Raw genomic sequence first — 26,091 nt, forward strand, 5'->3', positions numbered from 1 at the left:
ATCCCCTACACACTCGCCGATTGCCGGGCGCGGTAGGCATCAGCGGCATAGACGCCGAGAATCCGAATGTCCGTGGTGAAGAATTCCAGCTCTTCCAGGGCCCGCCGAAGACGTGGGTCCTCGGGGTGGCCCTCGACGTCGGCAATGAAGGTGGTAGCGGTGAATTCGTTGCCCACCATGTAGCTTTCCAAACGGGTCATGTTGACGCCGTTAGTCGCGAAACCGCCCAGCGCCTTGTACAAGGCGGACGGGACGTTTCGGACGCTGAAAACGAAGCTCGTGATCGCTGGACCAGTGAGCTCGTCCCTCGAGGGAAGGTCTCCTTCCCTCGCCAAGACCACGAAGCGGGTGGTGTTGGTGGGGTCGTCCTCGACGCTGGACGCCAGCACCTCGAGCCCGTACAGCTCGGCTGCCAGGGGCGGAGCCAGCGAGAGCTTTCGGGGATCGTTCCAGTCACGAACCTCCCGGGCAGAGCCGGCGGTATCTCCAGCAATAACCGGCTTCAAGCCTGCCTGGCGGATGATCCGCCGGCACTGGCCGAGGGCGTGGATGTGGCTGTGCACCTCGGTGGCGTCTTCGATGGTGCTTCCCGGTATGCCCAGAAGGTCGAAACGGATGGGCAGGAAGTACTCGCCAACAATCTGCAGCTTGGACTGCGGAAGCAGGATGTGGATATCGGCGACACGGCCGGCGATCGAGTTTTCGATCGGGATCATGGCCAAATCCACGGACCCTCCGGAGACCTGTTCAAACGCGTCCTCAAAGCTGGCACAAGGCACGCTCCCGAGATCGGGAAACATTTCCCTACACGCCATATCCGAGTTGGCCCCGGGCTCTCCTTGGTACGCAATCATCTGGGTCATGCTGCCCATCGTTTCACGCGCCGCTTGGCGGCCCAACTATGTCGTAAACGGGTCAGCGGGCAGCCAATGCCTCCAGCACCTCGGCGGTGGTCCCGAGCTCCCCCAGCTTCGGGAACTGGTGCTTGACTGACGCCTCATGCGCTTCGGCATTACCGTCAGTCATCGCGTCCAGCACGAAGGCAACGTGGTAACCAAGCTCGTATGCCGAGCGGGCTGTCGACTCCACACCGGAAGTGGTGGAGACCCCGGTCAGCACGATCTGGTTGGCCCCGGCTCCCTTGAGCTTCGCATCGAGATCGGTGGACAAGAAGGCACCGAAAGTCCTCTTCGTGACGGTGATGTCACTCGGCTGCTGGTTCAACTCCGGAACGAGAACGGTGGCCTCAGCCGGCAATGACTGCGGACCGGACCGGCCCAGTGCTTTGCTCCGCTCAGTGCGGCCGGGTGCCGTGGCATCGACATTGACGAGCACAACGGGCAAACCCTTCGCCCGGAACGCCTCAGCGAGGTCCGCGGAATTCCTGATGACCTGGTCGATCGGGTGCGCAGCGGGCTGACCGACAATGCCGGACTGCAGGTCGATGACAACAAGGGCAGGTACCTGCTCAAGTTCGATGCTCATGGAGACTCCTTCGAGAGGCGGCGGTAGTTAAGACCGAGGTTGAGTAGTTGAGGCGGCAAACAGATGGCGGGCAGCAACGCTGCCCGCCATCATCCAAAGAAAGAAGCTAAAACTCCCAGTCCTCATCTTCCGTGTTGACTGCCTTGCCAATCACGTAAGAGGAGCCGGAGCCGCTGAAGAAGTCGTGGTTCTCGTCGGCGTTCGGGGACAGCGCCGAGAGGATTGCCGGGTTCACGTCCGTGACCGACGCAGGGAACATGGCTTCATAACCGAGGTTCATGAGTGCCTTGTTGGCGTTGTAGTGCAGGAACTTCTTGACGTCCTCGGCCAGGCCAACGCCGTCGTAGAGGTCGTGGGTGTACTGGACCTCGTTTTCGTACAGCTCGAAGAGGAGTTCGAACGTGTAGTCCTTGATTTCCTGGCGCTTCTCCTCGGAAACCTTCTCGAGGCCCTTCTGGAACTTGTAGCCGATGTAGTAACCGTGCACGGCTTCGTCGCGGATGATCAGGCGGATAAGGTCTGCCGTGTTCGTGAGCTTCGCACGGGAAGACCAGTACATGGGCAGGTAGAAGCCGGAGTAGAACAAGAACGATTCCAGGAGCGTGGATGCGACCTTGCGCTTCAGGGGATCGTCGCCCTGGTAGTAGTCCATGACGATCTGGGCCTTCTTCTGCAGGTTCTCGTTCTCGAGGGACCAGCGGAATGCGTCGTCGATCTCCTTTGTGGAGCAGAGAGTGGAGAAGATCGACGAGTACGACTTCGCGTGCACCGACTCCATGAAGGCGATGTTCGTGTAGACAGCCTCTTCGTGCGGGGTCAGGGCGTCCGGAATCAAGGAGACCGCGCCGACAGTGCCCTGGATGGTGTCGAGCAAGGTCAGGCCCGTGAACACCCGCATGGTCAACTGCTGCTCTTGCGGCGTCAGCGTGTGCCAGGACTGGACGTCGTTGGACAGCGGAACCTTCTCCGGCAGCCAAAAGTTGTTGACCAGCCGGTTCCAGACCTCCACGTCCTTATCGTCCTGGATGCGGTTCCAGTTGATCGCCTCGACGTGGCTGAGCAGCTTGACCTTCTCGGTCATTTCGTCCCCTTAAGGTGTGTGTTCTTTAAGGTAAGCGTACGACGCCGGGCGCTCACCCGGCGTCGTACTCTTCAGTTTTAGGGCGCGGCGGCTGCCGCAATTCATCAACCTAAATCGGTTGTCACAGCATGCAGCTGACGCAACCCTCAACCTCGGTCCCTTCCAGCGCGAGCTGGCGGAGGCGGATGTAGTAGAGCGTCTTGATGCCCTTGCGCCAGGCGTAAATCTGAGCCTTGTTGATGTCGCGCGTGGTGGCGGTGTCCTTGAAGAACAGGGTCAGGGACAGGCCCTGGTCCACGTGCTGCGTGGCAGCGGCGTAGGTGTCGATGATCTTCTCGTAACCGATCTCGTACGCATCCTGGTAGTACTCCAGGTTGTCATTCGTCAGGTACGGCGCCGGGTAGTAGACGCGGCCGATCTTGCCTTCCTTGCGGATCTCGATCTTCGAGGCAACCGGGTGGATGGAGGAGGTCGAGTTGTTGATGTAGCTGATGGAACCGGTGGGCGGTACGGCCTGCAAGTTCTGGTTGTAGATGCCGTGCTCCATAACGGAAGCCTTCAGCTCGCGCCAGTCATCCTGCGTGGGGATGTCGATCCCGGCGAAAAGCTCGCGCACACGCTCGGTTTCCGGAGCCCATTCCTGCTCGGTGTACTTGTCGAAGAACTCGCCGCTTGCGTAGGCGGAGTTCTCGAAGCCGCCGAACCGCTCGCCTGTTTCGATGGCGAGCTTGTTCGAGGCACGCAGCGCGTGGAACAGCACCGAGTAGAAGTAGATGTTCGTGAAGTCCAGGCCCTCTTCGGAACCGTAGTGGACCCGCTCGCGGGCAAGGTAGCCGTGCAGGTTCATCTGGCCAAGGCCGATCGCGTGGCTCTGGGCATTGCCCTGCGCGATGGACGGCACCGAGTTGATGTAGGACATGTCCGAAACGGCGCTCAGGGCCCGGATGGACGTCTCGATCGAGAGGCCGAAGTCCGGGGAATCCATGGTCTTGGCGATGTTCATCGAACCGAGGTTGCAGGAGATGTCCTTGCCCACGGTCTCGTAGGTCAGGTCCTCGTTGTAGATGGACGGCGTGGAAACCTGCAGGATCTCCGAGCACAGGTTGCTCATAGTGATCTTGCCGGCAACCGGGTTGGCCCGGTTCACAGTGTCCTCGAACATGATGTAGGGGTAGCCGGACTCGAACTGGATCTCCGCAAGTGTCTGGAAGAACTCGCGGGCGTTGATCTTGGTCTTCTTGATCCGGGAGTCGTCCACCATCTCGTAGTACTTCTCGGTGACCGAAACATCCGAGAACGGCACACCATAGACGCGTTCGACGTCGTACGGCGAGAAGAGGTACATGTCCTCGTTCTTCTTGGCCAGTTCGAAGGTGATGTCCGGAACCACGACGCCGAGGGACAGCGTCTTGATGCGGATCTTCTCGTCGGCGTTCTCGCGCTTCGTGTCCAGGAAGCGGTAGATGTCCGGGTGGTGAGCGTGCAGGTACACGGCACCCGCGCCCTGTCGGGCACCGAGCTGGTTGGCGTAGGAGAAGCTGTCTTCGAGGAGCTTCATGACGGGAATGACGCCGGAGGACTGGTTCTCGATCTGCTTGATCGGCGCGCCGTGCTCACGGATGTTCGTCAAGGAAAGGGCGACACCGCCGCCGCGCTTGGACAACTGCAGCGCCGAGTTGATGCCGCGCGCGATCGACTCCATATTGTCTTCGATGCGCAGGAGGAAGCACGAAACCAGCTCGCCACGCTGCGCCTTTCCCGCGTTGAGGAACGTGGGGGTCGCCGGCTGGAAGCGCCCTTCGATGATCTCATCCACCAGACGCGTGGCGAGCTCTTCGTTTCCACGGCCCAAGTGCAAGGCGACCATGCAGACACGGTCCTCATAGCGCTCCAGGAAACGCTTGCCGTCGAACGTCTTGAGCGTGTAGGAGGTGTAGAACTTGAAGGCGCCAAGGAAGGTCTCGAAACGGAACTTCTTCTTGTACGCGCGGTTGAACAGGTCACGGATGAAGTTCATCGTGTACTGGTCGAGGGTCTCGCGCTCGTAGTACTGGTTCTTGACCAGGTAGTCGAGCTTTTCTTCGAGGTCGTGGAAGAAAACCGTGTTGTTGTTGACGTGCTGCAGGAAGTACTGGTGCGCGGCCTCACGGTCGGCTTCGAACTGGATCTCTCCGTTGGCGCCGTAGAGGTTCAGCATTGCGTTGAGCTCATGGTAGCCAAGGCCCTTGTAGGCCTCCGGCAACGGCTTCTTGGCCTTAGTGGTGTCCACAGCGCCCTTCGTTACTTCTGTTTCTGCGACAGTCGTGTCCAAAACGTTTCCAATCCTTGATTGACCCGAACGACGTCTTCCGGCGTCCCCATGAGTTCAAACCTGTAAAGATGCGGCACCTTGCACTTGGCGGCGACGATGTCTCCCGCTGCGCAATAGTTGTCCGCGAAGTTGGTGTTTCCTGCTCCGATCACTCCGCGGATCAGTTCCCTGTTCCGCGGGTTGTTCAGAAACCTGATGACTTGCTTGGGCACCGACCCTTCACCGTTGGTACCACCATACGTAGGCAGAACCAGGACGAAAGGCTCGAGTGCGAGCAGCGGAGCGTCCTTGGCATGGAGCGGAATGCGTGCCGCGTCAACGCCAAGCTTCTCGACGAAGCGCTTGGTGTTCTCAGATGTGGAGGAAAAGTAGATGAGGTGACTCCTCGTACTGACCGCTTCAGCGTGTCCTTGCGCAGATGCTGTTGCCAGCGCTGCCATGGGAGTCACCTCGACTACTACTTTGAAATGCTAATCCGTGCGTTGCGTGCCGCCTGCGCCCGGTCTTGAATGGAGGCCCGGCTTGAAAAAGGCTAGGCCACGGACGCGGCAGCCTGAGCCAGTTCCTCGATCTTGTCCGGACGGAATCCTGACCAGTGGTCCTGCTCGGTCACCACGACGGGAGCCTGCATGTATCCAAGGGCCTTCAGGCGCTCAAGGGCCTCGGCATCCTGGGAGATGTCAACGCTCTGGTAGGCAATGCCCTTCTTATCAAGTGCACGGTAGGTTGCGTTGCACTGAACACAGGCCGGCTTCGTGTACACCGTTACAGTCATGGTCCCTGTCCCCTTAGTTGAAGTCTTAACTCTTCGTATTGGCAGGCCCCGACCGGAACTGTTCCGTCTCCGATACCGGCCCGCTGGCCACCGAGGCAACCAAACGCTCTATTACGTCCTGCGCTGTTTCCGTCTAGCGCTTCCAGCGCTTCGTGTCTTGCGCTGGTTTCCCGCTCAATCCGTACAGTCGATACTACATGTAGTGCAAGCGCCTCTGCGGACCCCCAAGATGATGTATTACAAGTATGTCATTTAACACACCGGTAGTCCACAGGCCGAGGGGTCAAAAATGTCCGGAAATCCGCCAAATCCGGAGACGAAATCCACACCCTGTGGAGTACTTAGCCACATTTAATCGGCAGCGTGTCGCCCGGTTCCCGGCGTGTCGCGCCACCTTTCAAGCAGCGCTCCGATGAGGTCTGCGGCACACTCGCGGGGATGGCGGGAACACCATCAGAGATGCAATTCACACCGCTATGCTGGCTTGGCACGGATTCGACCGGCAACGAGCCTAAGGAACACTGATGGTCAACCTCCTCCACTTGCGGACGCTGCTTGAGGTCACGCGCCTGGGTTCATTCGCGGCGGCCGCAACGCGCCTCGGCTATACCTCCTCAGCCGTCTCCCAACAGATGGCTGCGCTGGAACGCGATACCGGCGTCGAACTCTTCCACCGCTCCGCCCGCAGCGTGGTTCCCACCGAAGCTGCTTTCACCATGGTGAGGCACGCCACCAAGGTGCTCACCGACGTCGAAACTCTGCTGGCCGCCGCCTCAAGGAGCACGGACTCCCCAGTTCAGGAGCTGCGGGTGGGCATCTTCCCGAGCCTCGCCACATATGTCCTGCCGGACATCCTCCGGAATCCGCGCTGGAAGAAGCTGGGAATTGAACTCCGCGTGTCCGTGGCGGAACCGGTCCAGACCATCCAGGGGCTGCGCACCGGCGGCGACCTCGACCTCGCCCTGGTTTACCAGGTGGGCCAATCGGGGCTTGCCTGGCCCCACACCCTCGAACGGCAATGGATCGGCGACGACGACTTCAAAGTTGTGCTCCCCGCATCCTGGGGAATCCGGGAAGACGCGGAAATGCAGGCATCCCAGTTGTCGGACATGCCCTGGATCATCCACCATCCGGGCACGAGCGATGCAGTGGTGATCGAGCGCCTTTTCGCGAGCTGCAACCTCCACCCCCACGTGGTGGCGTACAGCGACGACTTCCACGCGAGCCTCGAGATGGCCGCGGCCGGCCTCGGCGCCGCGCTGGTGCCGGAACTGGCACTGCGGAACCGGCCGCCCGGCGTCGTGCTCCTCGACGTTCCGGACATCCGGCTGGCCCGGAACGTGTTCGCGTTGCTCATCAACGAGAAACGCACGGCGCATGTTCAGCTCTTCACGGAGCTGCTCGCCGACACGCTTCGCGGAAGCGCATCGGCCGTGCGGGCCGGAGTCGCGGCGACGACGCCCAAAACCCGCCAAAAGTCAACGACAAAACCGCTTACCTGAAATCTTCCAGGAAGGTGGAACACGCCGCTTGTTTGGGATTATCTTGAAGACATGAGCAAGGTTGCGAGCAAACATTTTGGGGATATCGAGCTCAACCACGGGCGGGAGCACTGTTATGTGGCCTCACACGAGCTCGCAGGAAATCCCCTCGAACTGGACCTGAACGTCACAGCGCACGATCACTTTGACGAGAAGGCACTCCACAAAGTGGATTACCGCCTGGGCTACCTCCCAGAGCTGGTGGACCAAGTCCGGGACATGATCGCCGACGAGCTGGGCCAGGACGGCACCAACTCCCAGCAGTTCCTCCATTTCCACTCCACGCAGCTCAAGGAAGAGCAACTGGAAGCGGTCTTCGGCGTGCGGGACAAAACGCAGCTGACCAACGAGGTCTTCCTCAAGGCCCTCAAACTCGGCCACGTGGCGATCTATCCAGGCCAGCCGGAACGCTATTTTGTCCTCGATTTCACGCTGGGTTCGCGATTCACCGACGAACTGCTGGTGGTTTCGGCCGATGAAGACGGCGTCGTAGACGACGAAATCGTCTGGGAGTCGTAGGCGGACCCAAAACGGGATCGAAGAGCAAATAACGACTGCGGCCGGTCACCATTGAGGTGACCGGCCGCCGTCGTTTGTACTACTTGCGTGCTACTTAGCTGATTCCAGCAGGCTCGCGCGGACCGTCTTGGTCGCCTTGACGAGGTTGCGCAGGGACTCTTCGGTCTCGGCGTAGCCGCGGGTCTTCAGGCCGCAGTCCGGGTTGACCCAGAGCTGGCGGGACGGGACGTGCTTGACAGCGGTTGCCAGGAGCTCGGTGACTTCGGCCTCGCCCGGGACACGCGGCGAGTGGATGTCGTAGACGCCCGGACCAACGCCGCGGCCGAAGCCGTGGGACTCGAGGTCGTGGACAACCTCCATGCGGGAGCGGGCAGCTTCGATCGAGGTGACGTCGGCGTCGAGGCCGTCGATCGCATCGATGATCACGCCGAACTCCGAGTAGCAGAGGTGGGTGTGGATCTGGGTGGAGTCCGCGGCCCCGGCGGTGGCCAGGCGGAAGGAGTCCACGGACCACTTCAGGTAAGCCTCGTGGTCGGCCTTGCGCAGCGGGAGGAGTTCGCGCAGCGCGGGCTCGTCCACCTGGATGACCTTGATGCCGGCGGCCTCGAGGTCTGCGATCTCGTCGCGCAGAGCGAGGCCTACCTGGTTGGCGGTCTCGCCCAGCGGCTGGTCGTCACGGACGAAGGACCAGGCCAGGATGGTGACCGGACCGGTCAACATGCCCTTCATCGGCTTGTTGGTCAGGGACTGTGCGTACTCTGCCCAGGCAACCGTGATGGGAGCCGAGCGGGTGACGTCGCCCCACAGGATGGAGGGACGGGTGCAGCGGGAGCCGTAGGACTGGACCCAGCCGTGGACCGTGACGTCGAAGCCTTCAAGGTTCTCCGCGAAGTACTGCACCATGTCGTTGCGCTCGGGCTCGCCGTGCACCAGGACGTCGTAGCCGAGCTCTTCCTGCAGGTCGACGACGCGCTTGATCTCGTCCTTCATGAGCTGCTCGTACTGAGCGTCGCTCAGCTCGCCCTTGTTGTTGCGTGCACGGGCCGAACGGATTTCGGAGGTCTGCGGGAAGGAGCCGATGGTGGTGGTGGGCAGCGGCGGCAGGTGCAGTGCTGCTTCCTGGGCGGCTTCACGGACCGAGTACTCGGAGCGGTTGAAGTCGGCTTCGGTCAGGGCGGCGGTGCGGGCACGGACGTCTGCGCGCTGGACGCCTTCCGCGGTGGCGCGGGAAGCAATCACGGCGGAAGCTTCGTCGATGGCAGCCTTGGCGGACGCGGGGTCGGCCAGGTAGTCGGCGAGGGTCTTGACCTCGACGGCCTTCTGGTCCGAGAACGCGAGCCAGCTGCGCAGCTGCTCGGAGAGCTGGGTCTCCTCAGCGGTGTCGTGCGGGACGTGCTGGGTGGACGTGGAGGTGCTGACGGCGAGCTTGCCGGCTGCGGCCTTCAGTTCGTCGAGCTTCGCGGCGGAAGCCGCGAGGTCGTTGCGCCAGATGTTGTGGCCGTCGACGACGCCGGCAACCAAGGTCTTGTCGCCAAGGCCCGCAAGGGCTGCCGCGGACGGGACCGCACCCTTGAAGACGTCGATGTGGAGGGCGTCGATGTTGGTCGCAGCGAGGGCACCAAGCTGGCCGTCAAGCGAACCGTACGGCGTGGAGACGAAGAGCTGCGGACGGGCAGCCGCACCGGCGAGAACCTCGTAGGCACGGGCAACAGCGGCCTGGATCTCCGCGGCCGGGGTGTCCTGGTCAACAACCAGGGCAGGCTCGTCGAGCTGGACCCAACTGGCGCCCGCAGCAGCGAGCTTGCCGAGGAGTTCGACGTAGACCGGGAGGATGTCCTCGAGGCGGGACAGCGGCGCGAAACCGGCGGGGGCGTCGTCGGAAGCCTTGGAGAGCAGCAGGTAGGTTACCGGTCCCACGATGTACGGGCGGGTCTCGACGCCGTTGGCCAGGGCGAACTCGAACTCTTCGACCTTGCGGGTGGACGCGAGGGTGAACTCGGTCTCCGGTCCGATTTCCGGCACCAGGTAGTGGTAGTTGGTGTCGAACCACTTGGTCATTTCGAGCGGCTGCTGTTCCTTGTTGCCGCGGGCCAGGGTGAAGTAGCCGTCGATGTCCAGCTGTCCCTCAGCGTTGAGGAGCTTGCCGAAACGGGCCGGCACGGCGCCGAGGTGGGCCGTGGTGTCCAGGACCTGGTCGTAGTAGGAGAAGGTGCCCGGCACGGCGGCGGCTTCGGTGAGGCCGAGCTCCTGCAGGCGCTTCGCGATCGTCAGCTGGATGTCCTTGGCAGCGGCGTCAAGGGCTGCAGCGTCGATCTTGCCGGCCCAGTAAGCCTCGACGGCCTTCTTGAGCTCGCGACGGCGGCCGATGCGCGGGTAGCCGAGGAGCGAAGCGGACGGGAAGGGAGTGGCGGTGGTGGTGTTCTGTTCAGTCATGGGGGTTTCCTTGGGCAGTAGGTGCAAATCGTTGGACCGGAGACCGGCTGTTCAGCTGACGAGTTCTTGGCGGCGGGCGATGGCGTGGAGCCGGCTCGCCGGGCGGGCGGGCCGGGGCAAGGCAAGCTTGTCCAACACGTCCAGGGCGCACGCTTGCTCGTTGAAGGTGTAGAGGTGGATGCCGGGTGCGCCGGCGTCCAAGGCGGCGTTGGCGAGGTCCACCGTGGCGCGCACCCCGATCCTGCGACGTTCCGCGTCGGTATCCGCGGCGGCGAGGCGTTCGATGAGCTCCGGTGCCGGTTCGACGCCGGTCAGCTCGCCCAGTCGCTTGAGGCGGCGGAGGCTCGTGAGCGGCATGACGCCCGGGATGATCGGAATGGTAACGCCGGCACGCCGGGCGCGGGAGATCAGGTCCGTGTACTGCTCGGCGTGGAAGAAGACCTGCGTGATGGCGAAATCGGCGCCGGAACGCTGCTTCGCGAGCAGCACCTCGACGTCGTGCTCCACGCTCGGGGATTCCGGGTGGCGGGTGGGGTACGCGGCCACACCGACGGCGATCTTTCCCGCGCAGAGCAATGCCGAACGGCGCTGTTCCACCCGACGGATCAGCTCGATGAGGTCCTGGGCGTACCGCAATGAACCGGCTACGGGCTGGCCGCTGTCCTTGGGCAGGTCGCCGCGCAGGGCCAGGATGCCGCGCACGCCGTTGTCCAGGAGCTCGCCGATGATTCCCGCCAGCTCTTCCGGCGTGTTTCCAACGCACGTCAAGTGGGCCAGGGGACGCAGGGTGGTTTCAAGCAGGAGCCGGTTGATGAGTTCGACGGCGGTGTCCCGGTTGGAGCCGCTGGCGCCGTAGGTGACCGAGACGTAGTCCGGGTCCGTGGCTTCAAGCTCGCCGATGGTGGTCCACAGCGACGCGGCGGCCGCGGGTGTGCGCGGCGGGAAGAGTTCGTACGACAGTGCGACAGGGGCGGCGCCGGTCAAATTTGGATGTGTGTCGATGAGGCTTGGTGGTGACATTTGCGTCCTTAGGCTGTGTGTCAGCGGGCCTGGGTTCATGGACTTGATAACCAAGGCCATGGACTGCAGAATCGGTGAATTGAGTTTGGGGATACACGCAACGAACTCCAGCAGGACGCAGCCGCGACTGTTACGCCTGGAATGAAGTTGCCCGTGTGCAAATGTCAGGCCCACATGGGGGCACCCACACCCTCCTGCCTGCCCTCAAGGAGCAGATCCGGCGGAGGATCGCTGACACGTTACCGCGGTAACTTGTGTACGACTCTAGATCGGGGGCGGGGGCGCCACAAATCGTCTGCCGAATTAAGACGCAGTTTTACGTTACGTTTCGGCTGATTTCTGAACATTCTTCGCCCCGGTTTTCTCCGCAGGATGTCCGATCGGAAACTCCCCCGGACAAGCCCCGCCCGAACCCTCCTCAGGACGCCGGCCCGGGACTATCCTTTTGCCATGATCCAGCTACCAGACAGTTACCAGGAGTACCTCGACGGCAAGGATGAAAAGTTCGTACAGACCATCCGACCCATTTTGATGCAGTCCGCGGCTGACAAGCTCCACGGTGTCCGGGTGATCTACAACCCGGGCCTCACAGGCCACCAGGCCCACCTGGATGAAACACTCCCCTACGGCACCATCATGGAGGACATCGACTAGTCCATTTGATTGCTGCACCTACGCAGCAATCGACGGGGAAAGCTCGAACTTTGAACCGCGTGCCACCACGGTGTAAAGGACGAGCACGGGAACCGAATACAGGATGGAAAACGCGGCGAGTTGCCCGTAGGCGATCGCGCCATGCTGGCCGAAGAAGCTGAAGACCGAAACGGAGGCCGGTTGCTTTGCCGTGGTCAGCAAGAGGATGAACGGGACGAAGAAGTTCCCCCACGCCTGCATGAAGACAAAGACGAACACCACGCCCAATCCTTGGCGCATGAGGGGCAGGACGATTTTCCGCAGCGTCGCCGGCCCGGACGCACCGTCCATCCAAGCGGCTTCTTCCAGTTCCAAGGGCACCGAGTCCATGAAGTTCCTGGTCATCCAAATGGCCATCGGCAACGTGGTGGTCGCCATGAAGAAGATGGTGGCGGGCATCGAATCCAGCAACTGCAACTGTACGAACAAGCCATAGACCGGCACCATGATCGCGGTGACCGGGAGGGACGTGCCGATCAAGATCGCGTACATGAATGGCTTGTTGAACCGGGACCTGTAACGGGACAGCGGATAGGCAGCCAGGACGGCGGCCACCATGTTCACGATCGCCGTGCCGGCCGACAACAGCAAACTGTTAACTAGTGGTTGGAACAACAACTCGGGCGTAAGGACAGCCGCGAAATTGGCGAACGACGGCGATGCGGGCCAACGCGTCTGGTAACCGGCGTGCGGGTCGACAGACGCCAGGAGAAGCCACGCCAAGGGAAGCACGAAGCACAAGCCAATCACAGCCAAAGCCGAGTTGGCAGCCAGCCGCGCCCGGCGCGCACCGGCGCGTGCCGCCGTCGGGCGCTTTACAGTAAGTGCTTGGGCCGCTCGGAAGACTGTCACTGCTTCTCCCCGCGGAGCAACCTGACGTAGGCCGCCCCGAAAACCAGGCCGATCAGGATCAGTACTGAAGCAATCGCGGTACCGTAGCCGATATCGCCGAGCTTGAACGCCTCTTGGTACGCGAGAACGGGCAAAGTGGTGCTCGCGTTGGAGGGGCCGCCCGCCGTCATGACCCAAATCAGCGTGAACACCGCGAGCGTCTGCAAGGTGATCAGCATCAAGTTGGTGGCGATACTGCCCCGGATGATCGGGAGCGTGATGTAGGCCAAACGCTGCCAGCCGCGCGCACCGTCCATGAGCGCGGCTTCGGAAACGTCGCGGGGAACCTCCGAGAGCGCCGCTCGGTAGACGAGCATCGAGAACGCAGTGCCGCGCCAGATATTGGCGAGGATGATCGTGGCCATCGGGAGGGCATAAAGCCAGTTCGCGCCGTGCACGCCGAACATCCCCAAGACCTGGTTGAGGGTGCCGTCCTGGCTGAAGTATGCGTACGCCGCGAAGGCAGCCACGATCTCAGGAAGGACCCACGCCGCAACCACCGCGGTGCCGACGAACGAGTTCATGGTTCCCCCGGCCTTGCCCATGAGAACGGCGATGGCCAGGCCCAACAGGTTTTGCCCGAGGATCGCGGAAGCGCCCACGAAAACCACGGTCAACCATGCCGAGAGCGGAAAGACCGCGTCGCCCAGCATCCTCGCGTAGTTGTCCACACCGACCCACTGGGGATGGAGGGCGGCCTTTCCGGTCAGTGCGGCGTCAGTAAAGGACGCACCGAAAGACCACGCCACCGGAGCCAGGAAGAACAAGGCCAGGAGGAGGATGGACGGCACCACCGGCAGGAGCCGGAGGAAGCGGTGCTTTATTGCCCTGCGTCGGGTTGAGTCAGGCACTGCCGTTCGTCACTTTTGGATGACTTTGGCATCGCCGACGAGTTTCCTGACCGATGCGTCGTAATCGGCGGCGGCCTCGGCGGGACTCCGCTTGCCTGTAATGACGGCCTCGGTGGCTTCCTGGACCGCGAGCGAGATGCTCGGGTAATCCGCTGTCGCCGGGCGGAAATGGGTCACGTCCACGAGGTTGGACACATCCTTCACGAACGGATTGGCGGCTTGGTATCCGGGATCGGACGCTACGTCAGTGCGCACGGCGATCTGCGAATTGTCCACGTCGAAGGCCAGTGCGTTCTTCTTGCTCAGGGCGGTGGTGAGGAACTTGAAGGCCAGGTCCGCGTTTTTGGACTTCGCCCCGACCGCGAGCGTCCATCCGCCGGACATGCTCACTCCCCCGGGATCCTGCCCGAACTGGGTGGGGAACATGGCCACGCCCATGTCCTGGGCGTAACCGGGCCATTCGTAGGCCCCGCCCTTCTGCCAGAACGACGGCGCGTAGGAACCTTCCACTGTGGCGCCCATCTTTCCTTGCGGAAGCCACTCTCCGAAGACCTTCTTCCATACGTTGGAGTCGAGGGCATCCGCCGGATCCACCGCGAGCTTCTCGTCGTACAGCGTCTTCAGGAACTGGAGCGAGTCAATGAATCCCTTGGATCCGAGCACCCATTTCTTGTCGCTCTCGGAATACAGCGAGTTTCCCGTGCCGTAGAGCAGTTCGTAGAAACCCTGCATCACGGTACCCTCGCCCGTCGCTTTGCCGGCGTACATGTTGAACGGAACCAGGCTTGGGTCGGCTGCCTTCATCTTCCTCGCGGCGGACAGGATGTCATCCCAGGTCTTCGGTTGCCACGGGACGGGGATCCCGGCCTTTTGGAGGACCGTCTTGTTGTACCAAATGGCCCTCGTATCGGTGCCGAGCGGAACAGCGTAGATGCCGCCGTCGTCACCCCGCCCCGCGGCTTTGGCGCCTTCGTTGAAGGTCGACCAGTCGCTCCACGTGGCGAGCTTATCGTCGAGCTTCAGCAGGTATCCGGCGTCGACGTCGGAGCGGACTTTGAAGGTGTCCTCATAGAAGACATCCGGCGCGGTGTCCGGAGAACGCTGGGCGAGCGCGAGTTTGGTGCCGTAATCGTCGTCGTTCGCCTGGATGGGTTGAAGATCCACGGTGACGCCGGCGTTGGCGGCTTCGAACTCCTGTTTCGCGTCCTTGAACACTTTGTCCAAAGCCGTGAACGAGTCGGTTTTCTGGTAGACGACCTTGATCGTCTGCTTCTCATTGGTTTGCGGTTGGCTGGAACACGCGGCAGAGGCCAGCAGGGCCAATACGCCGAACAATGCTGCCCCCATCCGGGCACGACGACGCATGATGCTCCGATCTTCAAGCGGCTGCAGCCCCCCACACTTCAGCTGGCCCAGCCTGTTACCGATATTGATATTTGTGACTCCGCAAGCGGAGCTTCGTGGAAAACTCAACCTTCCAACAAGAGCCGCTGGGCGCGCGGCGCGAGCGTATGTTCCAGGACCAGACAGGCCGCGCCGATGGCGCCCACGTCTTCGCCCACTCCAGTCCCGACGACCTCAATCCCGTGGATGCTGTTTGCCGCGCTGTTCGCGGCAAGCAGGGCCGGGATGCGCTCCAGGTAGCGTTCGGACATGCGGGCCCAGAAGGGCCCGCCGAAGACAACGCGTTCAACGTCAAGCGTATTGGTGACGACGGCGACGGCCCGGGCCACGAGGACCGCAGACTTGTCGATGATTGCGATGGCGCGTTCATCGCCGGAATCGGCGGCATCGCACAGCCTGGCGAAACCTTCCTGCACTTCCGGGCCTTCCGTGCCCTTGCGCCCGCCGTCCAGGATGCCCTGTTCTTCGGCCTCGGCCACGAGGACCTGCGGGATGCACGATGATTTGACGCATCCCCGGAGGCCGCAGTCACAAGGGGGCCCGTCCGGGTCCACAATGATGTGCCCGATTTCGCCGGCATTGCCGGACGTTCCACGGACCACTTCGTCGTTCAGGACAATTCCGCAACCTATGCCCGTACCCATGTACATGAAGACAAAGCTCCCTGTGCCGCTGGCCCCACCGGCCCAGGTCTCCGCGACCGCGGCGCTGGTGACGTCCTTGTCGACGAGGGTTTCGAGTCCCGTGGCCTCGGCCAGTGCGTCCCGAAGATACACCCGGTCCCAGCCGACCAGGAGAGGCGGATCCACCACGGTCCCTTCGTCGAGGTCGATAGGCCCGGGAGCCGCGACCCCCAGCCCGGCGATCTTCCCCGGATCGACGCCGGAGTCCTCGATCAACCCCTTGATCTCGTCCGCGATGGCGGCGATGACCCGTTGCGGATTGCTGCCGGCGGGGGTGGGAATGCGGGAATGCTTCACGACGTCGCCCACGAGGTCCAGGACTACGGACGTGATGACCGCGGGATCCACATGGACGCCGAGAGCGTACATCCCGGCGGGGTTCAAGCGGAGGATGGTGCGGGGCTTGCCCGGACCGCTGCCTTCCTTGCCTGCTTCGACAATGAGCCGTTGGTCCAGAAGGCGGCGCGAAATATTGGAGATGGTCTGGGGCGAAAGACCCACGATCTGGGCGAGTTCCACCCGGCTCAGGCCGCCCGACGAACGCCTGATGGCGTCCAGGATGACGGTCAGATTGAAGTCCCCCATGCGTGGCAGATTGGTTCCGCGCCTCGGAGTGGGCTGGCGGATCTCAGTCACGTATTCCCCTAAAATCGCTGGAAGAATGCTATTGCATTTTGCATGGTACGGCACGTGTGCGCGTCCCGGTATGCCCACACGCTGGTCATCTGGAACGGACACCGGGAACGCAGGCTGGAGGCACGGCATGGCGGTGATGCCCCGCGCCGAAGTGGACGTCACCGCGCAGCTCGTGAAAGCGCTTCTCAAGGAACAAGCGCCGGCGTTTTCCGATCTTCCTTTGACGTTGTTCGCCAACGGATGGGACAACGTCATCTACCGGCTGGGCGACGAAATGGCTGTCCGGATGCCCCGGCGCGAAGCCGCAGCGCATTTGGTGCTCCACGAACAGCAATATCTGGCCGGATATGCCCTGCGTTCGCCCGTTCCGGTTCCTGCCCCGATCCACGCGGGACGCCCGAGCGGAACATACCCGTGGCCGTGGAGCGTAGTCCCGTGGTTGGACGGCACCCCGGCGATGCTCGCTCTACAAGAGTCCCGGAATGCTGCCGCCGAAGACCTGGCCGCTTTCCTTCTCGCCATCCACGTGCCCGCCGCGGCCGGCGCGCCCGTCAACCCGGTCCGCGGAGTTCCCTTGGCGGCCCGGTCCAGCGTGGTCCAGGAACGACTGGACGATTCACGGCGGTATCCCCAAGGCGACCGTTTGCGCGACATCTGGCTGCGGGCCTGCGCCGCTCCTCCGTGGTCCGGGCCTGGGTTGTGGCTCCACGGGGACCTCCATCCGGCCAACGTGCTGCTCCAGCCCGACGGCCGCCTTGCAGCGGTCATCGACTTCGGGGACCTCGGTGCCTGGGACCCCGCCGTCGACCTCGCCGTCGCGTGGTTGATGTTCGACGACGGCGCGCGGCACCGTTTCGTCGCGGCGCTCGGTCCCGCCGTCGGTGCCGACGACTGGGTCCGCGCGCGTGGCTGGGCCGTGGCCCTCGCGACGGCGATGGTCACCTTCTCGGACGACAACCCCGGAATGGCAGGGGTCGGCAGGTTTGCGGTAACGCAATTGCTAGGCGGAGATTGAGGGTTAGTCCCGCTTCACGCTCCGCGTCACCGTGAACTTCGGGTTCCTGCCCACCTCTGTCGTCGGACTGGTTTCAGCTACCGCTTCACGCTCCGCGTCACCGTGAACTTCGGGTTCCGGCCCACCTCGGTTGTCGGACCAATGAGGCGCTCCAGAACGGGGCGATACCGCAAATGGCTGTTGTAAACGGTCCACAATTCACCACCGGGGGCGAGGACCCTCGAAGCTGCCTCGAACATCTTTATCGCCGCCCCCGCGTGCACGCTCGCACCGAGGTGGAACGGTGGGTTCAGCAAGATGAGGTCAGCGCTTCCGGGTTCGAAGCCGGACATCGCGTCGTCCTGGACCACGTTGATCCGCTCGCCCAGTCCGTTTGCTTCCGCCGTCGCCCTCGCGGATGCGACGGCCGCCGCCGATTGGTCGGTCGCCGTCACCCGGGCATTCGGCCGCGACTTCGCGTACATCGCGGCAAGGATCCCTGTTCCGCAACCGAGGTCGACGGCGTGGCGGGCCTCGGGAATCCCTCCCATGAAACCCAACAGGAAGCGCGTGCCGATATCGAGCTTTGTCCCCGAGAAAGCGGCTCCATGCGCCGTGACAGTGATGCCAAGTTCTTCGTTGTGGTGGCTGACGGGGAAGGGCGGAGGTGTGGCCGGACGCCGGAGACCGGTCGCGAGCAAGACACGCGACTTCCGCTGGGCGAGTTGGGGCTGGACCGTTTCGAAGTTCCGTTCCAGGACCGCGTTCATCCCAAGGGACATGTGCTTGATTCGTCCGCCAGCGAGCAAGACCGCACCCGGGGCAGCAAAGCGGGCAACGGCGTCGGAAACCTCTTCCAGTTCGCCGAGCGATTTGGGCAGTTGCATGATCACCAGTTGGACGCCGTCGAGCAGCCCGGCTCCCAACTCCAGTTGGTCGAAGCGGCCGGACAAGCCGGACGCTTCGGCGTTCCGCCGAAGTGCCAAGTGGCTCGTGTACAGGTCCTGCGTCACGCGGACGCGTTCGACGCCGAGGGAGGCGAGGGCGCCCAAGGTCAGGGCCCCGTAACGGTCGCCGACCACCGCGAGCCGGAGCCCGGGATCAGTGATAAAAGGCGCTGCAGTTTCGAGGAGCAGCCGGTCGGTGGCATCGTAGGCCTGCAGGTTCTCGGCTTCGACGTCGGGAAACCGGCTCAGGGTTTCAAACAATGGCTGCAACGACGCTTCGAGATCGGGTGGAGTCACGCTGCACCAATCTATCCGCCGCCGGAACCCTCGACAACACGGGGGCGCCGGAGGATGGTAGAGAATGCAAGTAAACGACCGTCTGCCCACTGCCGCGACACACGGTGAGTGCCGGGTGCAGCCCAGACCCACTGGTCCGTTGCGCAGAGCCACGTTGCGGACCTGTCACATCAGGCTCCCGCACCCCCTGTGAGAAAACCATGACTGTCAATGTCGTCACGCAGCTCGAAGTTAAGTCGCATAATTCCCCCGATGAGTCACGCCGCCCGGACAAGACCGTGGTGGACGTCGTCACCGTGGGTGACTACACCATCGGACGCTTGACGTTCGAGCCCGGATGGAGCTGGGAAAGCTGCATCAAGCCCGTAGTCCAGACGGACTCCTGCCAGGCAAACCACGTCGGATTCTGCGTCGCCGGAACGCTTGAAGTCGAAACCACCGACGGCAAGAAGATGACCATCTCCCAAGGCGATTCGTACACCATTCCCCCCGGCCACAACGCCTGGGTTGTTGGTGACGAGACCTTCACCTCCATCGAATTTGTCAGCGCGGCAGAGTTTGGAGTCAAGCCGGACTAGCGTTGCGGTTTCGTCCACGATCTCCTGCTATCGGGCGCCAAACGTGTTTACAATCGTCGCAGGCCAGGGTCCATCCGGCTTTTAATCCCGGACGGACCGCGGCCGCGATTCATTGGACTCATTCAATCGCTCGATAGAGGACGTGCTTCCATGACTTCAGTTGAACCAAGTGCCGATGTCTCAGAGCGCGCCAGCATTGGTGCAGGCACAAGGATCTGGCACCTCGCCCACATCAGGGAAGATGCGAGCCTCGGCGAAAACTGCACCATCGGCCGGGGAGCTTACGTCGGGCCCGGAGTCCACATCGGATCCAATTGCAAGCTCCAGAACTACTCCCTCGTCTACGAGCCCGCACGGCTTGGCGAGGGAGTTTTCATCGGACCGGCTGCCGTCCTCACCAACGACACCTACCCCCGAGCGGTAAGCCCTGACGGTGTACTGAAATCCGCCGACGACTGGACACCCGTCGGCGTGACGATCGAGGACGGGGCGGCCATCGGAGCGCGCGCCGTCTGCGTCGCGCCCATCACGATCGGGAAGTGGGCAACGGTGGCCGCGGGCGCCGTCGTCGTCAAGGACGTTCCAGCGTTCGCCCTGGTCGCCGGTGTCCCGGCCAGGCAAATCGGCTGGGTGGGAAAGTCGGGACACCGCCTGCAACCGGACGGCGACGAATTGGTCTGCCCCGAAACCGGGGAACGCTACATCAAAGACGGTGACACACTCAAAGAAGCCCGCCGGGCATGAGCAGGGTCCGCGCGGCCGTCGTCGGGGGCGGCATCATCGGGGTCGCCGTCGCACGCCAGCTCACCCGTAGCCTGGGCAACGTTGACGTGACCGTGTTCGAGAAGGAAGATGAACTGGCCGCGCACCAGACCGGCCACAACAGCGGCGTAGTGCATGCCGGCCTCTATTACGAACCCGGGAGCCTCAAGGCGAGGCTGTGCCGCCGCGGAGTCGAACTGCTCCAGGAATTCACAGCCGGGAAGGGCGTGGGCTACGAGGAATGCGGCAAAGTGGTGGTGGCCCACAACGCGAGCGAGCTTGGCCGGCTCGAAGCCATCCATCGACGGGCCATCGCCAACGGCGTGCCCGATGTCCGCATGATCAACGCAGACGAGCTTGCCGCCGTCGAGCCCCACGCGCGCGGGCTGGCGGCCCTGCATTCGCCGCGGACCGCGATAGTCGACTACCGCGCGGTCACCAACGCGCTGGCCGGGGATGTCACCGACGCCGGCGGCACTGTAGCGCTCGGAGTGGCTGTCACGGGCATCGAGGAGCGCGGACCCGAAATCCGGGTAGCCTCCACAAGTGGGACTGAAGTATACGACCTCGTCATCACGTGCGCGGGCCTGCAGTCCGATCGCCTGGCGCATGCTTCCGGAGACCCCGCCAATCCCAGGATCGTGCCGTTCTTCGGCGACTACTACCTGCTCCGGCCGGAGAAACGCGGCCTGGTGAAGGGCCTCATCTATCCTGTTCCGGACCCGCGTTATCCCTTCCTTGGCGTCCACCTCACCAAACGCATCGACGGTGCCATCATGGTGGGTCCCAATGCCTTCCTGGCCGCAGGACGCGAAGCCTACCGCCGCGCGCAGGTGTCCCCCGGTGACCTGGGCGAGGTCCTGGGCTTTCCCGGATTCTGGCGGTTCGCCGCCGGCAACCTTCCCACCGCCGCACGGGAAACGCGGCTCGTCGTTAACAGCCGCGCCTTCGTCGAGGAAGCCCGGAAATATGTTCCGGAACTCCAAGCAGGCGACGTCACACGCGGACCCCGCGGGATCCGGGCCCAGGCCATGACCCGGGACGGCAGCCTCGTGGATGACTTCGTGATCACCGGGACGAACCGGCTGGTCCATGTCCGGAATGCCCCGTCTCCCGGCGCGACGTCGTCGATGGCCATCGCGGAGCACATCGTCTCCGAAGCCATGGATCGGGCGAGCCTCTCGTAAGCGAGGCACCCGCCCATCCTCGCTAAGGGCAGCTGCCGCCCATGCACCAAGGCATCACCTTCATCTAAGCAACGCTTCCATCGTCCGGTTTCCGGCATCTTGGACACTCGCATGCCCAACTCCGGAAAACAGGTAAAACCCGTCGCCGACCCCGCGTGCGGAGGCTGAAAAGACGGGTACCGCTACTCGTGCCCCGTCCCCGCGCCCATCCATATGCTTCCGTCATTGAGTGCCTGAACCAACTTTGGACAGAAGCGGGTCGCGACATGAGCTCCAACCGAACTTTCCCCCTGGCAGTGCGCCACTTGGTCCTCCCAACCGTCCTGGCTTTGATCGCAGCGCTCCTCACGTTGCAGGTTCCGGCTGTCCCGGCCGTGGCCGCGACGAATCCGTGCACCGCGCCGATCACAAGTCCGGTGGCTTGCGAGAACACCCTTCCGGGGAGCCCCGCCTCGGAATGGCAAGTCTCCGGAGCCGGAGACTCCACCATCCAGGGGTACGGGACGACGATGAGCGTCAACATCGGCCAAACGATCTCGTTCAAGATCCTGACTCCGGCCTCGGCGTACCATATCGACATCTACCGGCTCGGCTACTACCAGGGGTCTGGTGCCCGCAAAGTCGCCGCGAACGTGCTCCCCTCCGTCGCGCTTCCGCAGTCGCAGCCGGCCTGCGCCACGTTCTCCGATACCGGCCTCATCGACTGCGGAAACTGGGCAGTCTCGGCTTCCTGGGCAGTTCCATCCACAGCCGTCTCCGGGGTCTACATCGCCCGGCTCGTGCGCAACGACACCAACGGCGCAAGCCTCATACCGTTCGTGGTCCGCAACGACGCGGCCCATTCGGACCTACTGATTTCGACCTCCGATGCGACGTGGGAGGCCTACAACACGTACGGCGGGAACAGCCTGTACAGCTGCACCGTCTCCTGCCCGCCAGGCAACCCGCAGGCCTACAAAGGGGCCTTCAAAGTCTCCTATAACCGCCCGTTCCACACGGCCGAAGACGACCAGGGACGCAGCTGGCTGATGTACGCCGAGTACCCCATGATCCGGTTCATGGAGGCCAACGGGTATGACATCAGCTACACGAGCAGCAATGACGTAGCCACCAACGGCTCCCTGCTCCTCAACCACAAGACCTTCATGTCCTCCGGCCATGACGAATACTGGTCCGCCGACCAACGCGCCAACGTCGAAGCCGCCCGGGACGCCGGCGTCAACCTTGCATTCTTCAGCGGAAACGAGTCCTTCTGGCGTACCCGTTGGGAATCGAGCTACGCCGGAACCAGCACTCCCGGGCGGACCCTCGTGGCCTACAAGGACACGCACTTCAACGCACCGACGGATCCGGTCACCTGGACAGGCACGTACAGGGACCCGCGCTTCGGGACATCCACCGGCGGCGGAAATCCCGAAAACTCAATGACGGGCCAGTTCTTCCTGGTCAATTCAGGAACCACCGACATTACCGTTCCCTACCAGTACAGCAAGCTCCGGTTATGGCGTAACACCTCGGTTGCCACGATGGCGCCGGGAAGCACCGTGACGCTCGCCCCCGGTGTAGGAACGCTGGGCTATGAGTGGGATATCGACGCCGACAACGGGTTCCGGCCAGCCGGTCTCTTCGACATGTCGTCCACAACGAACACGTCGGCAGAAGTCTTCACCGACTACGGTTCACAAACAGCCACCGGGAAAACAGCCACCCATAACCTCACCATGTACAAGGCGCCAAGCGGGGCGCTCGTCTTTGGCGCCGGAACAGTCCAATGGGCGTGGGGACTTGACGGATTCACCACCGGTAAAGCGGTGGACAAGAACATGCAACAAGCAACCGTCAACCTCTTCGCCGACATGGGCATCCAGCCCACCACTCTTATCAGCGGGCTGGTGGCCGCCACGAAGTCCACGGACACGACCCCGCCGACGTCGACCATCACCTCTCCGGCTTTCGGTGCGAACATCGCCGATGGAACCATCGTCACGATCAGCGGAACGGCGTCGGACACGGGCGGCGGAGTGGTCACCGGCGTCGAAGTTTCCACCGACAACGGCACCACCTGGCATCCGGCCGCCGGCACGACGAATTGGACGTACACCTGGAACGCCCACGGCAACCCCACCTCGACCATTCGCTCACGGGCTGTTGATGACAGCGGCAATATCGAGTCGCCGTCGTCGGGAACTGTCACCAACATTGCCTGCCCGTGCAGCCTTTCCGGTGTCAACGTCACGCCCGCCGTCGCTGATGCCGGAGACCCGACCGCTATCGAGGTGGGGGCGAAGTTCTACTCCGAGGTGAACGGAACCATCACGGGCGTGCGCTTCTACAAAGCAGCCAAGAACACCGGAACGCACATCGGAAACATCTGGTCCGCCAGCGGGCAGCTACTCGCCACGGTGACCTTCACCGGCGAGTCCGCCACAGGCTGGCAGACCGCGAACTTCTCACCACCGCTTTCCGTGACAGCGAACACCATCTACACGGTCTCCTACTACGCTCCGGCCGGCCACTACACCGAAGACACGGCGTACTTCTACCTCCATCCGTCGCCGCCGCCCGCCGGAAACAGCCGGGTAGACAGCGCACCGTTGCACTACCCGCGGAGCGTGCCCGGCACCCCCAACGGCATGTACAACTACGGCCCGTCATCGGCGTTCCCCACGAATTCCTACGACGCCGAGTACTACTGGGTGGACGCGATTTTCGTTCCATCGAGCACGGCACCGGCCGTTTCCACGACGTCCCCGGCGAATAACGCGACCGGCGTGGCCCTTAACAGCGCCCTCACGGCGACTTTCAACCAGGCCGTGACGGGATCCTCGGTCACCTTCACCCTCAAGGACGCCACCAACACGGCCGTGCCGGGAACCTCCAGCTACAACAGCGGAACAAACACTGCGACCTTCACCCCCACCGCCGCCTTGGCTTACAGCACCACCTACACGGCCACCATCAGCGGAGCCACCAACAGCGGCGGACAAGCCATGACCGCCCCCTACACCTGGACCTTCACGACCACCGCGCCTCCGCCGCCACCGGCCGTTTCTTCCACCGCACCCACGAACAACGCCACGGCCGTACCGACCAGCAGCGCTCCCACGGCGACATTCAACCAGGCCGTCATCGCTTCGTCGGTCACCTTCACCCTTAAGGACGCCAGCAACACAGCAGTACCCGGAACGGCCAGCTACACCGCCGCAACCAATACCGCCTCGTTCACGCCCACCTCAGCCCTGGCCTTCAGCACCAGCTACACCGCGACCGTCAGCGGAGCCACCAACAGCGCCGGCCAAACAATGACCGCGCCTTACTCGTGGACCTTTACGACCGCAGCTCCGCCACCTCCGCCGACGGTTTCCACGACGACACCCGCGAGCAATGCCACTGCTGTTCCTGTCGGCACGGCACCGACAGCAACGTTCAGCCAGGCCGTGACCGCATCCTCGGTCACCTTCACCCTCAAGGACCCCAGCAACACCGCAGTCCCGGGAACCTCCAGCTACAACAGCGGAAACAACACCGCGACCTTCACCCCCACAGCGGCCCTGGCCTACAGCACCACCTACACGGCCACCATCAGCGGAGCCACCAACTCCACCGGCCAAACCATGACCGCCCCCTACACCTGGACCTTCACCACAGCGGCGCCGCCGGCTTGCCCGTGCACCGTGTTCAGCGCTACGTCGACCCCTGCGACAGTAAGCGTCAGTGACCCGAGTGCCGTGGAACTCGGCATGAAGTTCCGCTCCGACGTCGCCGGCAACATCACCGGCGTCCGCTTCTACAAAGGCAGCCAAAACACCGGAACCCACACCGGCTACCTCTGGTCCGGCACCGGCTCCCTCCTGGCCTCCGTCACCTTCACCAACGAAACCGCCAGCGGCTGGCAACAAGCAACCTTCACCACCCCCGTCGCCATCACCGCCAACACCACCTACCTCGTCTCCTACTACGCCCCCAACGGCAACTACTCCGCCACCAGCGGATACTTCAGCAGCGCCGCCGACAACCCACCACTACACGGCCTAGCCAGCGGAACCGACGGACCCAACGGCGTCTACAACTACGGCAACGCCGCCTTCCCCACCAACAGCTACAACAACACCAACTACTGGGTCGACGCCATCTTCACCACCACCGGCCAAGCCCCCGCACCAACCGTCAGCTCCACAAACCCGGCCAGCAGCGCCACCGCCGTACCCGTCGGCACGGCACCGACAGCAACGTTCAGCCAGGCCGTGACCGCATCCTCGGTCACCTTCACCCTCAAGGACCCCAGCAACACCGCAGTCCCGGGAACCTCCAGCTACAACAGCGGAAACAACACCGCGACCTTCACCCCCACAGCGGCCCTGGCCTACAGCACCACCTACACGGCCACCATCAGCGGAGCCACCAACTCCACCGGCCAAACCATGACCGCCCCCTACACCTGGACCTTCACCACCGCAGCCGCACCATCCTCCTGCCCCTGCACGGTCTTCAGCGCCACCTCCACACCAGCCACCATCAACGTCAACGACACCAGCGCCGTCGAACTCGGCATGAAGTTCCGCTCCGACGTCGCCGGCAACATCACCGGCGTCCGCTTCTACAAAGGCAGCCAAAACACCGGAACCCACACCGGCTACCTCTGGTCCGGCACCGGCTCCCTCCTGGCCTCCGTCACCTTCACCAACGAAACCGCCAGCGGCTGGCAACAAGCAACCTTCAMCACCCCCGTCGCCATCACCGCCAACACCACCTACCTCGTCTCCTACTACGCCCCCAACGGCAACTACTCCGCCACCAGCGGATACTTCAGCAGCGCCGCCGACAACCCACCACTACACGGCCTAGCCAGCGGAACCGACGGACCCAACGGCGTCTACAACTACGGCAACGCCGCCTTCCCCACCAACAGCTACAACAACACCAACTACTGGGTCGACGCCATCTTCAGCACGCAATAGCACCCCGTAGCACCAAGCCGCCAGGACCCGCCCCGAAGGGATGAC

At 63.1% G+C, this 26,091-nt stretch carries 21 protein-coding genes; 8 read left to right on the forward strand and 13 right to left on the reverse strand.

All coding sequences use genetic code 11. The annotated features are described in order from the left end of the window. Positions 1 to 5: 5 nt before the first annotated feature. The 6 genes from E1809_RS04545 to nrdH form a co-directional block, all read right to left on the reverse strand. Positions 6 to 863: a prephenate dehydratase gene (locus tag E1809_RS04545; RefSeq protein ID WP_133203044.1), complete on the reverse strand. Its 858-nt coding sequence runs from the start codon at positions 861 to 863 to the stop codon at positions 6 to 8. A gap of 52 nt (positions 864 to 915) precedes the next feature. Then, positions 916 to 1,485 carry an isochorismatase family protein gene (locus E1809_RS04550; RefSeq protein WP_133203045.1) on the reverse strand — a complete coding sequence of 190 codons (570 nt, stop codon included), beginning with the start codon at positions 1,483 to 1,485 and terminating at the stop codon, positions 916 to 918. Positions 1,486 to 1,591: 106 nt separating this feature from the next. Continuing rightward, positions 1,592 to 2,566: a class 1b ribonucleoside-diphosphate reductase subunit beta gene (gene nrdF / locus E1809_RS04555; protein WP_120521948.1), complete on the reverse strand. Its 975-nt coding sequence runs from the start codon at positions 2,564 to 2,566 to the stop codon at positions 1,592 to 1,594. A gap of 121 nt (positions 2,567 to 2,687) precedes the next feature. Next, positions 2,688 to 4,835, reverse strand: coding sequence for a class 1b ribonucleoside-diphosphate reductase subunit alpha (gene nrdE / locus E1809_RS04560; RefSeq protein ID WP_235835435.1), 2,148 nt, complete (start codon positions 4,833 to 4,835; stop codon positions 2,688 to 2,690). 11 nt (positions 4,836 to 4,846) lie between these two features. After that, positions 4,847 to 5,317 (reverse strand): class Ib ribonucleoside-diphosphate reductase assembly flavoprotein NrdI, encoded by a 471-nt coding sequence (gene nrdI, locus E1809_RS04565; protein ID WP_133203046.1) that lies wholly within the window; start codon positions 5,315 to 5,317, stop codon positions 4,847 to 4,849. 92 nt (positions 5,318 to 5,409) lie between these two features. Beyond that, positions 5,410 to 5,652, reverse strand: coding sequence for a glutaredoxin-like protein NrdH (gene nrdH, locus E1809_RS04570; RefSeq protein ID WP_133203047.1), 243 nt, complete (start codon positions 5,650 to 5,652; stop codon positions 5,410 to 5,412). Between the two features lie 524 nt (positions 5,653 to 6,176). Between nrdH and E1809_RS04575 the strand changes: the two genes are divergently transcribed. Together E1809_RS04575 and E1809_RS04580 are read left to right on the forward strand one after the other, a co-directional pair. Then, positions 6,177 to 7,154 carry a LysR family transcriptional regulator gene (locus E1809_RS04575; protein WP_133203048.1) on the forward strand — a complete coding sequence of 326 codons (978 nt, stop codon included), beginning with the start codon at positions 6,177 to 6,179 and terminating at the stop codon, positions 7,152 to 7,154. A gap of 51 nt (positions 7,155 to 7,205) precedes the next feature. After that, positions 7,206 to 7,712, forward strand: coding sequence for a DUF2004 domain-containing protein (locus tag E1809_RS04580; RefSeq protein ID WP_133203049.1), 507 nt, complete (start codon positions 7,206 to 7,208; stop codon positions 7,710 to 7,712). Between the two features lie 90 nt (positions 7,713 to 7,802). Here E1809_RS04580 and metE read toward each other — a convergent pair whose 3' ends face one another. Both metE and E1809_RS04590 read right to left on the reverse strand, forming a co-directional pair. Then, positions 7,803 to 10,145 (reverse strand): 5-methyltetrahydropteroyltriglutamate--homocysteine S-methyltransferase, encoded by a 2,343-nt coding sequence (gene metE / locus E1809_RS04585; protein ID WP_133203050.1) that lies wholly within the window; start codon positions 10,143 to 10,145, stop codon positions 7,803 to 7,805. A gap of 51 nt (positions 10,146 to 10,196) precedes the next feature. After that, positions 10,197 to 11,165 (reverse strand): methylenetetrahydrofolate reductase, encoded by a 969-nt coding sequence (locus E1809_RS04590; protein ID WP_133203051.1) that lies wholly within the window; start codon positions 11,163 to 11,165, stop codon positions 10,197 to 10,199. A 450-nt stretch (positions 11,166 to 11,615) separates the two neighbouring features. On the opposite strand from E1809_RS04590, the gene E1809_RS04595 reads away from it, so the two are divergent. Beyond that, entirely contained in the window at positions 11,616 to 11,819 is a 204-nt protein-coding gene (locus E1809_RS04595) for a hypothetical protein (protein WP_133203052.1), read from the forward strand. 18 nt (positions 11,820 to 11,837) lie between these two features. Here E1809_RS04595 and E1809_RS04600 read toward each other — a convergent pair whose 3' ends face one another. The 4 genes from E1809_RS04600 to E1809_RS04615 all read right to left on the reverse strand — a co-directional run bounded on the left by E1809_RS04600 (position 11,838) and on the right by E1809_RS04615 (position 16,323). After that, positions 11,838 to 12,632, reverse strand: a complete 795-nt coding sequence (locus E1809_RS04600; RefSeq protein ID WP_235835453.1) for a carbohydrate ABC transporter permease — start codon at positions 12,630 to 12,632, stop codon at positions 11,838 to 11,840. Positions 12,633 to 12,706: 74 nt separating this feature from the next. Next, positions 12,707 to 13,600, reverse strand: a complete 894-nt coding sequence (locus E1809_RS04605) for a carbohydrate ABC transporter permease (RefSeq protein ID WP_235835436.1) — start codon at positions 13,598 to 13,600, stop codon at positions 12,707 to 12,709. A 9-nt stretch (positions 13,601 to 13,609) separates the two neighbouring features. After that, positions 13,610 to 14,965 (reverse strand): extracellular solute-binding protein, encoded by a 1,356-nt coding sequence (locus E1809_RS04610; protein ID WP_133203054.1) that lies wholly within the window; start codon positions 14,963 to 14,965, stop codon positions 13,610 to 13,612. A 104-nt stretch (positions 14,966 to 15,069) separates the two neighbouring features. Next, on the reverse strand, positions 15,070 to 16,323 hold the full coding sequence (locus E1809_RS04615) for an ROK family protein (protein ID WP_235835437.1): 1,254 nt from the start codon (positions 16,321 to 16,323) through the stop codon (positions 15,070 to 15,072). Positions 16,324 to 16,450: 127 nt separating this feature from the next. On the opposite strand from E1809_RS04615, the gene E1809_RS04620 reads away from it, so the two are divergent. Then, positions 16,451 to 17,338 carry an aminoglycoside phosphotransferase family protein gene (locus E1809_RS04620; RefSeq protein ID WP_133203055.1) on the forward strand — a complete coding sequence of 296 codons (888 nt, stop codon included), beginning with the start codon at positions 16,451 to 16,453 and terminating at the stop codon, positions 17,336 to 17,338. A 77-nt stretch (positions 17,339 to 17,415) separates the two neighbouring features. On the opposite strand, the gene E1809_RS04625 is transcribed toward E1809_RS04620, so the two are convergent. Further along, on the reverse strand, positions 17,416 to 18,561 hold the full coding sequence (locus E1809_RS04625) for a class I SAM-dependent methyltransferase (RefSeq protein WP_235835438.1): 1,146 nt from the start codon (positions 18,559 to 18,561) through the stop codon (positions 17,416 to 17,418). 200 nt (positions 18,562 to 18,761) lie between these two features. On the opposite strand from E1809_RS04625, the gene E1809_RS04630 reads away from it, so the two are divergent. The 4 genes from E1809_RS04630 to E1809_RS27685 all read left to right on the forward strand — a co-directional run bounded on the left by E1809_RS04630 (position 18,762) and on the right by E1809_RS27685 (position 26,046). Beyond that, positions 18,762 to 19,139, forward strand: coding sequence for a cupin domain-containing protein (locus E1809_RS04630; protein WP_133203057.1), 378 nt, complete (start codon positions 18,762 to 18,764; stop codon positions 19,137 to 19,139). Positions 19,140 to 19,289: 150 nt separating this feature from the next. After that, positions 19,290 to 19,883: an N-acetyltransferase gene (locus E1809_RS04635; RefSeq protein WP_133203058.1), complete on the forward strand. Its 594-nt coding sequence runs from the start codon at positions 19,290 to 19,292 to the stop codon at positions 19,881 to 19,883. After that, positions 19,880 to 21,088: an L-2-hydroxyglutarate oxidase gene (lhgO, locus tag E1809_RS04640; RefSeq protein WP_133203059.1), complete on the forward strand. Its 1,209-nt coding sequence runs from the start codon at positions 19,880 to 19,882 to the stop codon at positions 21,086 to 21,088. Before E1809_RS04635 ends, lhgO begins: the two co-directional genes overlap by 4 nt. Before the next feature lie 266 nt (positions 21,089 to 21,354). Then, positions 21,355 to 26,046 carry a DUF4082 domain-containing protein gene (locus E1809_RS27685; protein WP_133203060.1) on the forward strand — a complete coding sequence of 1,564 codons (4,692 nt, stop codon included), beginning with the start codon at positions 21,355 to 21,357 and terminating at the stop codon, positions 26,044 to 26,046. Positions 26,047 to 26,091: the final 45 nt, after the last annotated feature.

The organism is Arthrobacter terricola (assembly GCF_004354015.1).
In the GTDB taxonomy this organism is placed as follows: Bacteria; Actinomycetota; Actinomycetes; order Actinomycetales; family Micrococcaceae; genus Arthrobacter; species Arthrobacter terricola.

What these genes read in the sequence shown, in the direction of transcription:
- E1809_RS04545 (WP_133203044.1), bottom strand. Translation starts at nt 863, where the DNA reads ATGACCCAGATGATTGCGTACCAAGGAGAGCCCGGGGCCAACTCGGAT.
- E1809_RS04550 (WP_133203045.1), bottom strand. Translation starts at nt 1,485, where the DNA reads ATGAGCATCGAACTTGAGCAGGTACCTGCCCTTGTTGTCATCGACCTG.
- nrdF (WP_120521948.1), bottom strand. Translation starts at nt 2,566, where the DNA reads ATGACCGAGAAGGTCAAGCTGCTCAGCCACGTCGAGGCGATCAACTGG.
- nrdI (WP_133203046.1), bottom strand. Translation starts at nt 5,317, where the DNA reads ATGGCAGCGCTGGCAACAGCATCTGCGCAAGGACACGCTGAAGCGGTC.
- nrdH (WP_133203047.1), bottom strand. Translation starts at nt 5,652, where the DNA reads ATGACTGTAACGGTGTACACGAAGCCGGCCTGTGTTCAGTGCAACGCA.
- E1809_RS04575 (WP_133203048.1), top strand. Translation starts at nt 6,177, where the DNA reads ATGGTCAACCTCCTCCACTTGCGGACGCTGCTTGAGGTCACGCGCCTG.
- E1809_RS04580 (WP_133203049.1), top strand. Translation starts at nt 7,206, where the DNA reads ATGAGCAAGGTTGCGAGCAAACATTTTGGGGATATCGAGCTCAACCAC.
- metE (WP_133203050.1), bottom strand. Translation starts at nt 10,145, where the DNA reads ATGACTGAACAGAACACCACCACCGCCACTCCCTTCCCGTCCGCTTCG.
- E1809_RS04590 (WP_133203051.1), bottom strand. Translation starts at nt 11,165, where the DNA reads ATGTCACCACCAAGCCTCATCGACACACATCCAAATTTGACCGGCGCC.
- E1809_RS04595 (WP_133203052.1), top strand. Translation starts at nt 11,616, where the DNA reads ATGATCCAGCTACCAGACAGTTACCAGGAGTACCTCGACGGCAAGGAT.
- E1809_RS04610 (WP_133203054.1), bottom strand. Translation starts at nt 14,965, where the DNA reads ATGCGTCGTCGTGCCCGGATGGGGGCAGCATTGTTCGGCGTATTGGCC.
- E1809_RS04620 (WP_133203055.1), top strand. Translation starts at nt 16,451, where the DNA reads ATGGCGGTGATGCCCCGCGCCGAAGTGGACGTCACCGCGCAGCTCGTG.
- E1809_RS04630 (WP_133203057.1), top strand. Translation starts at nt 18,762, where the DNA reads ATGACTGTCAATGTCGTCACGCAGCTCGAAGTTAAGTCGCATAATTCC.
- E1809_RS04635 (WP_133203058.1), top strand. Translation starts at nt 19,290, where the DNA reads ATGACTTCAGTTGAACCAAGTGCCGATGTCTCAGAGCGCGCCAGCATT.
- lhgO (WP_133203059.1), top strand. Translation starts at nt 19,880, where the DNA reads ATGAGCAGGGTCCGCGCGGCCGTCGTCGGGGGCGGCATCATCGGGGTC.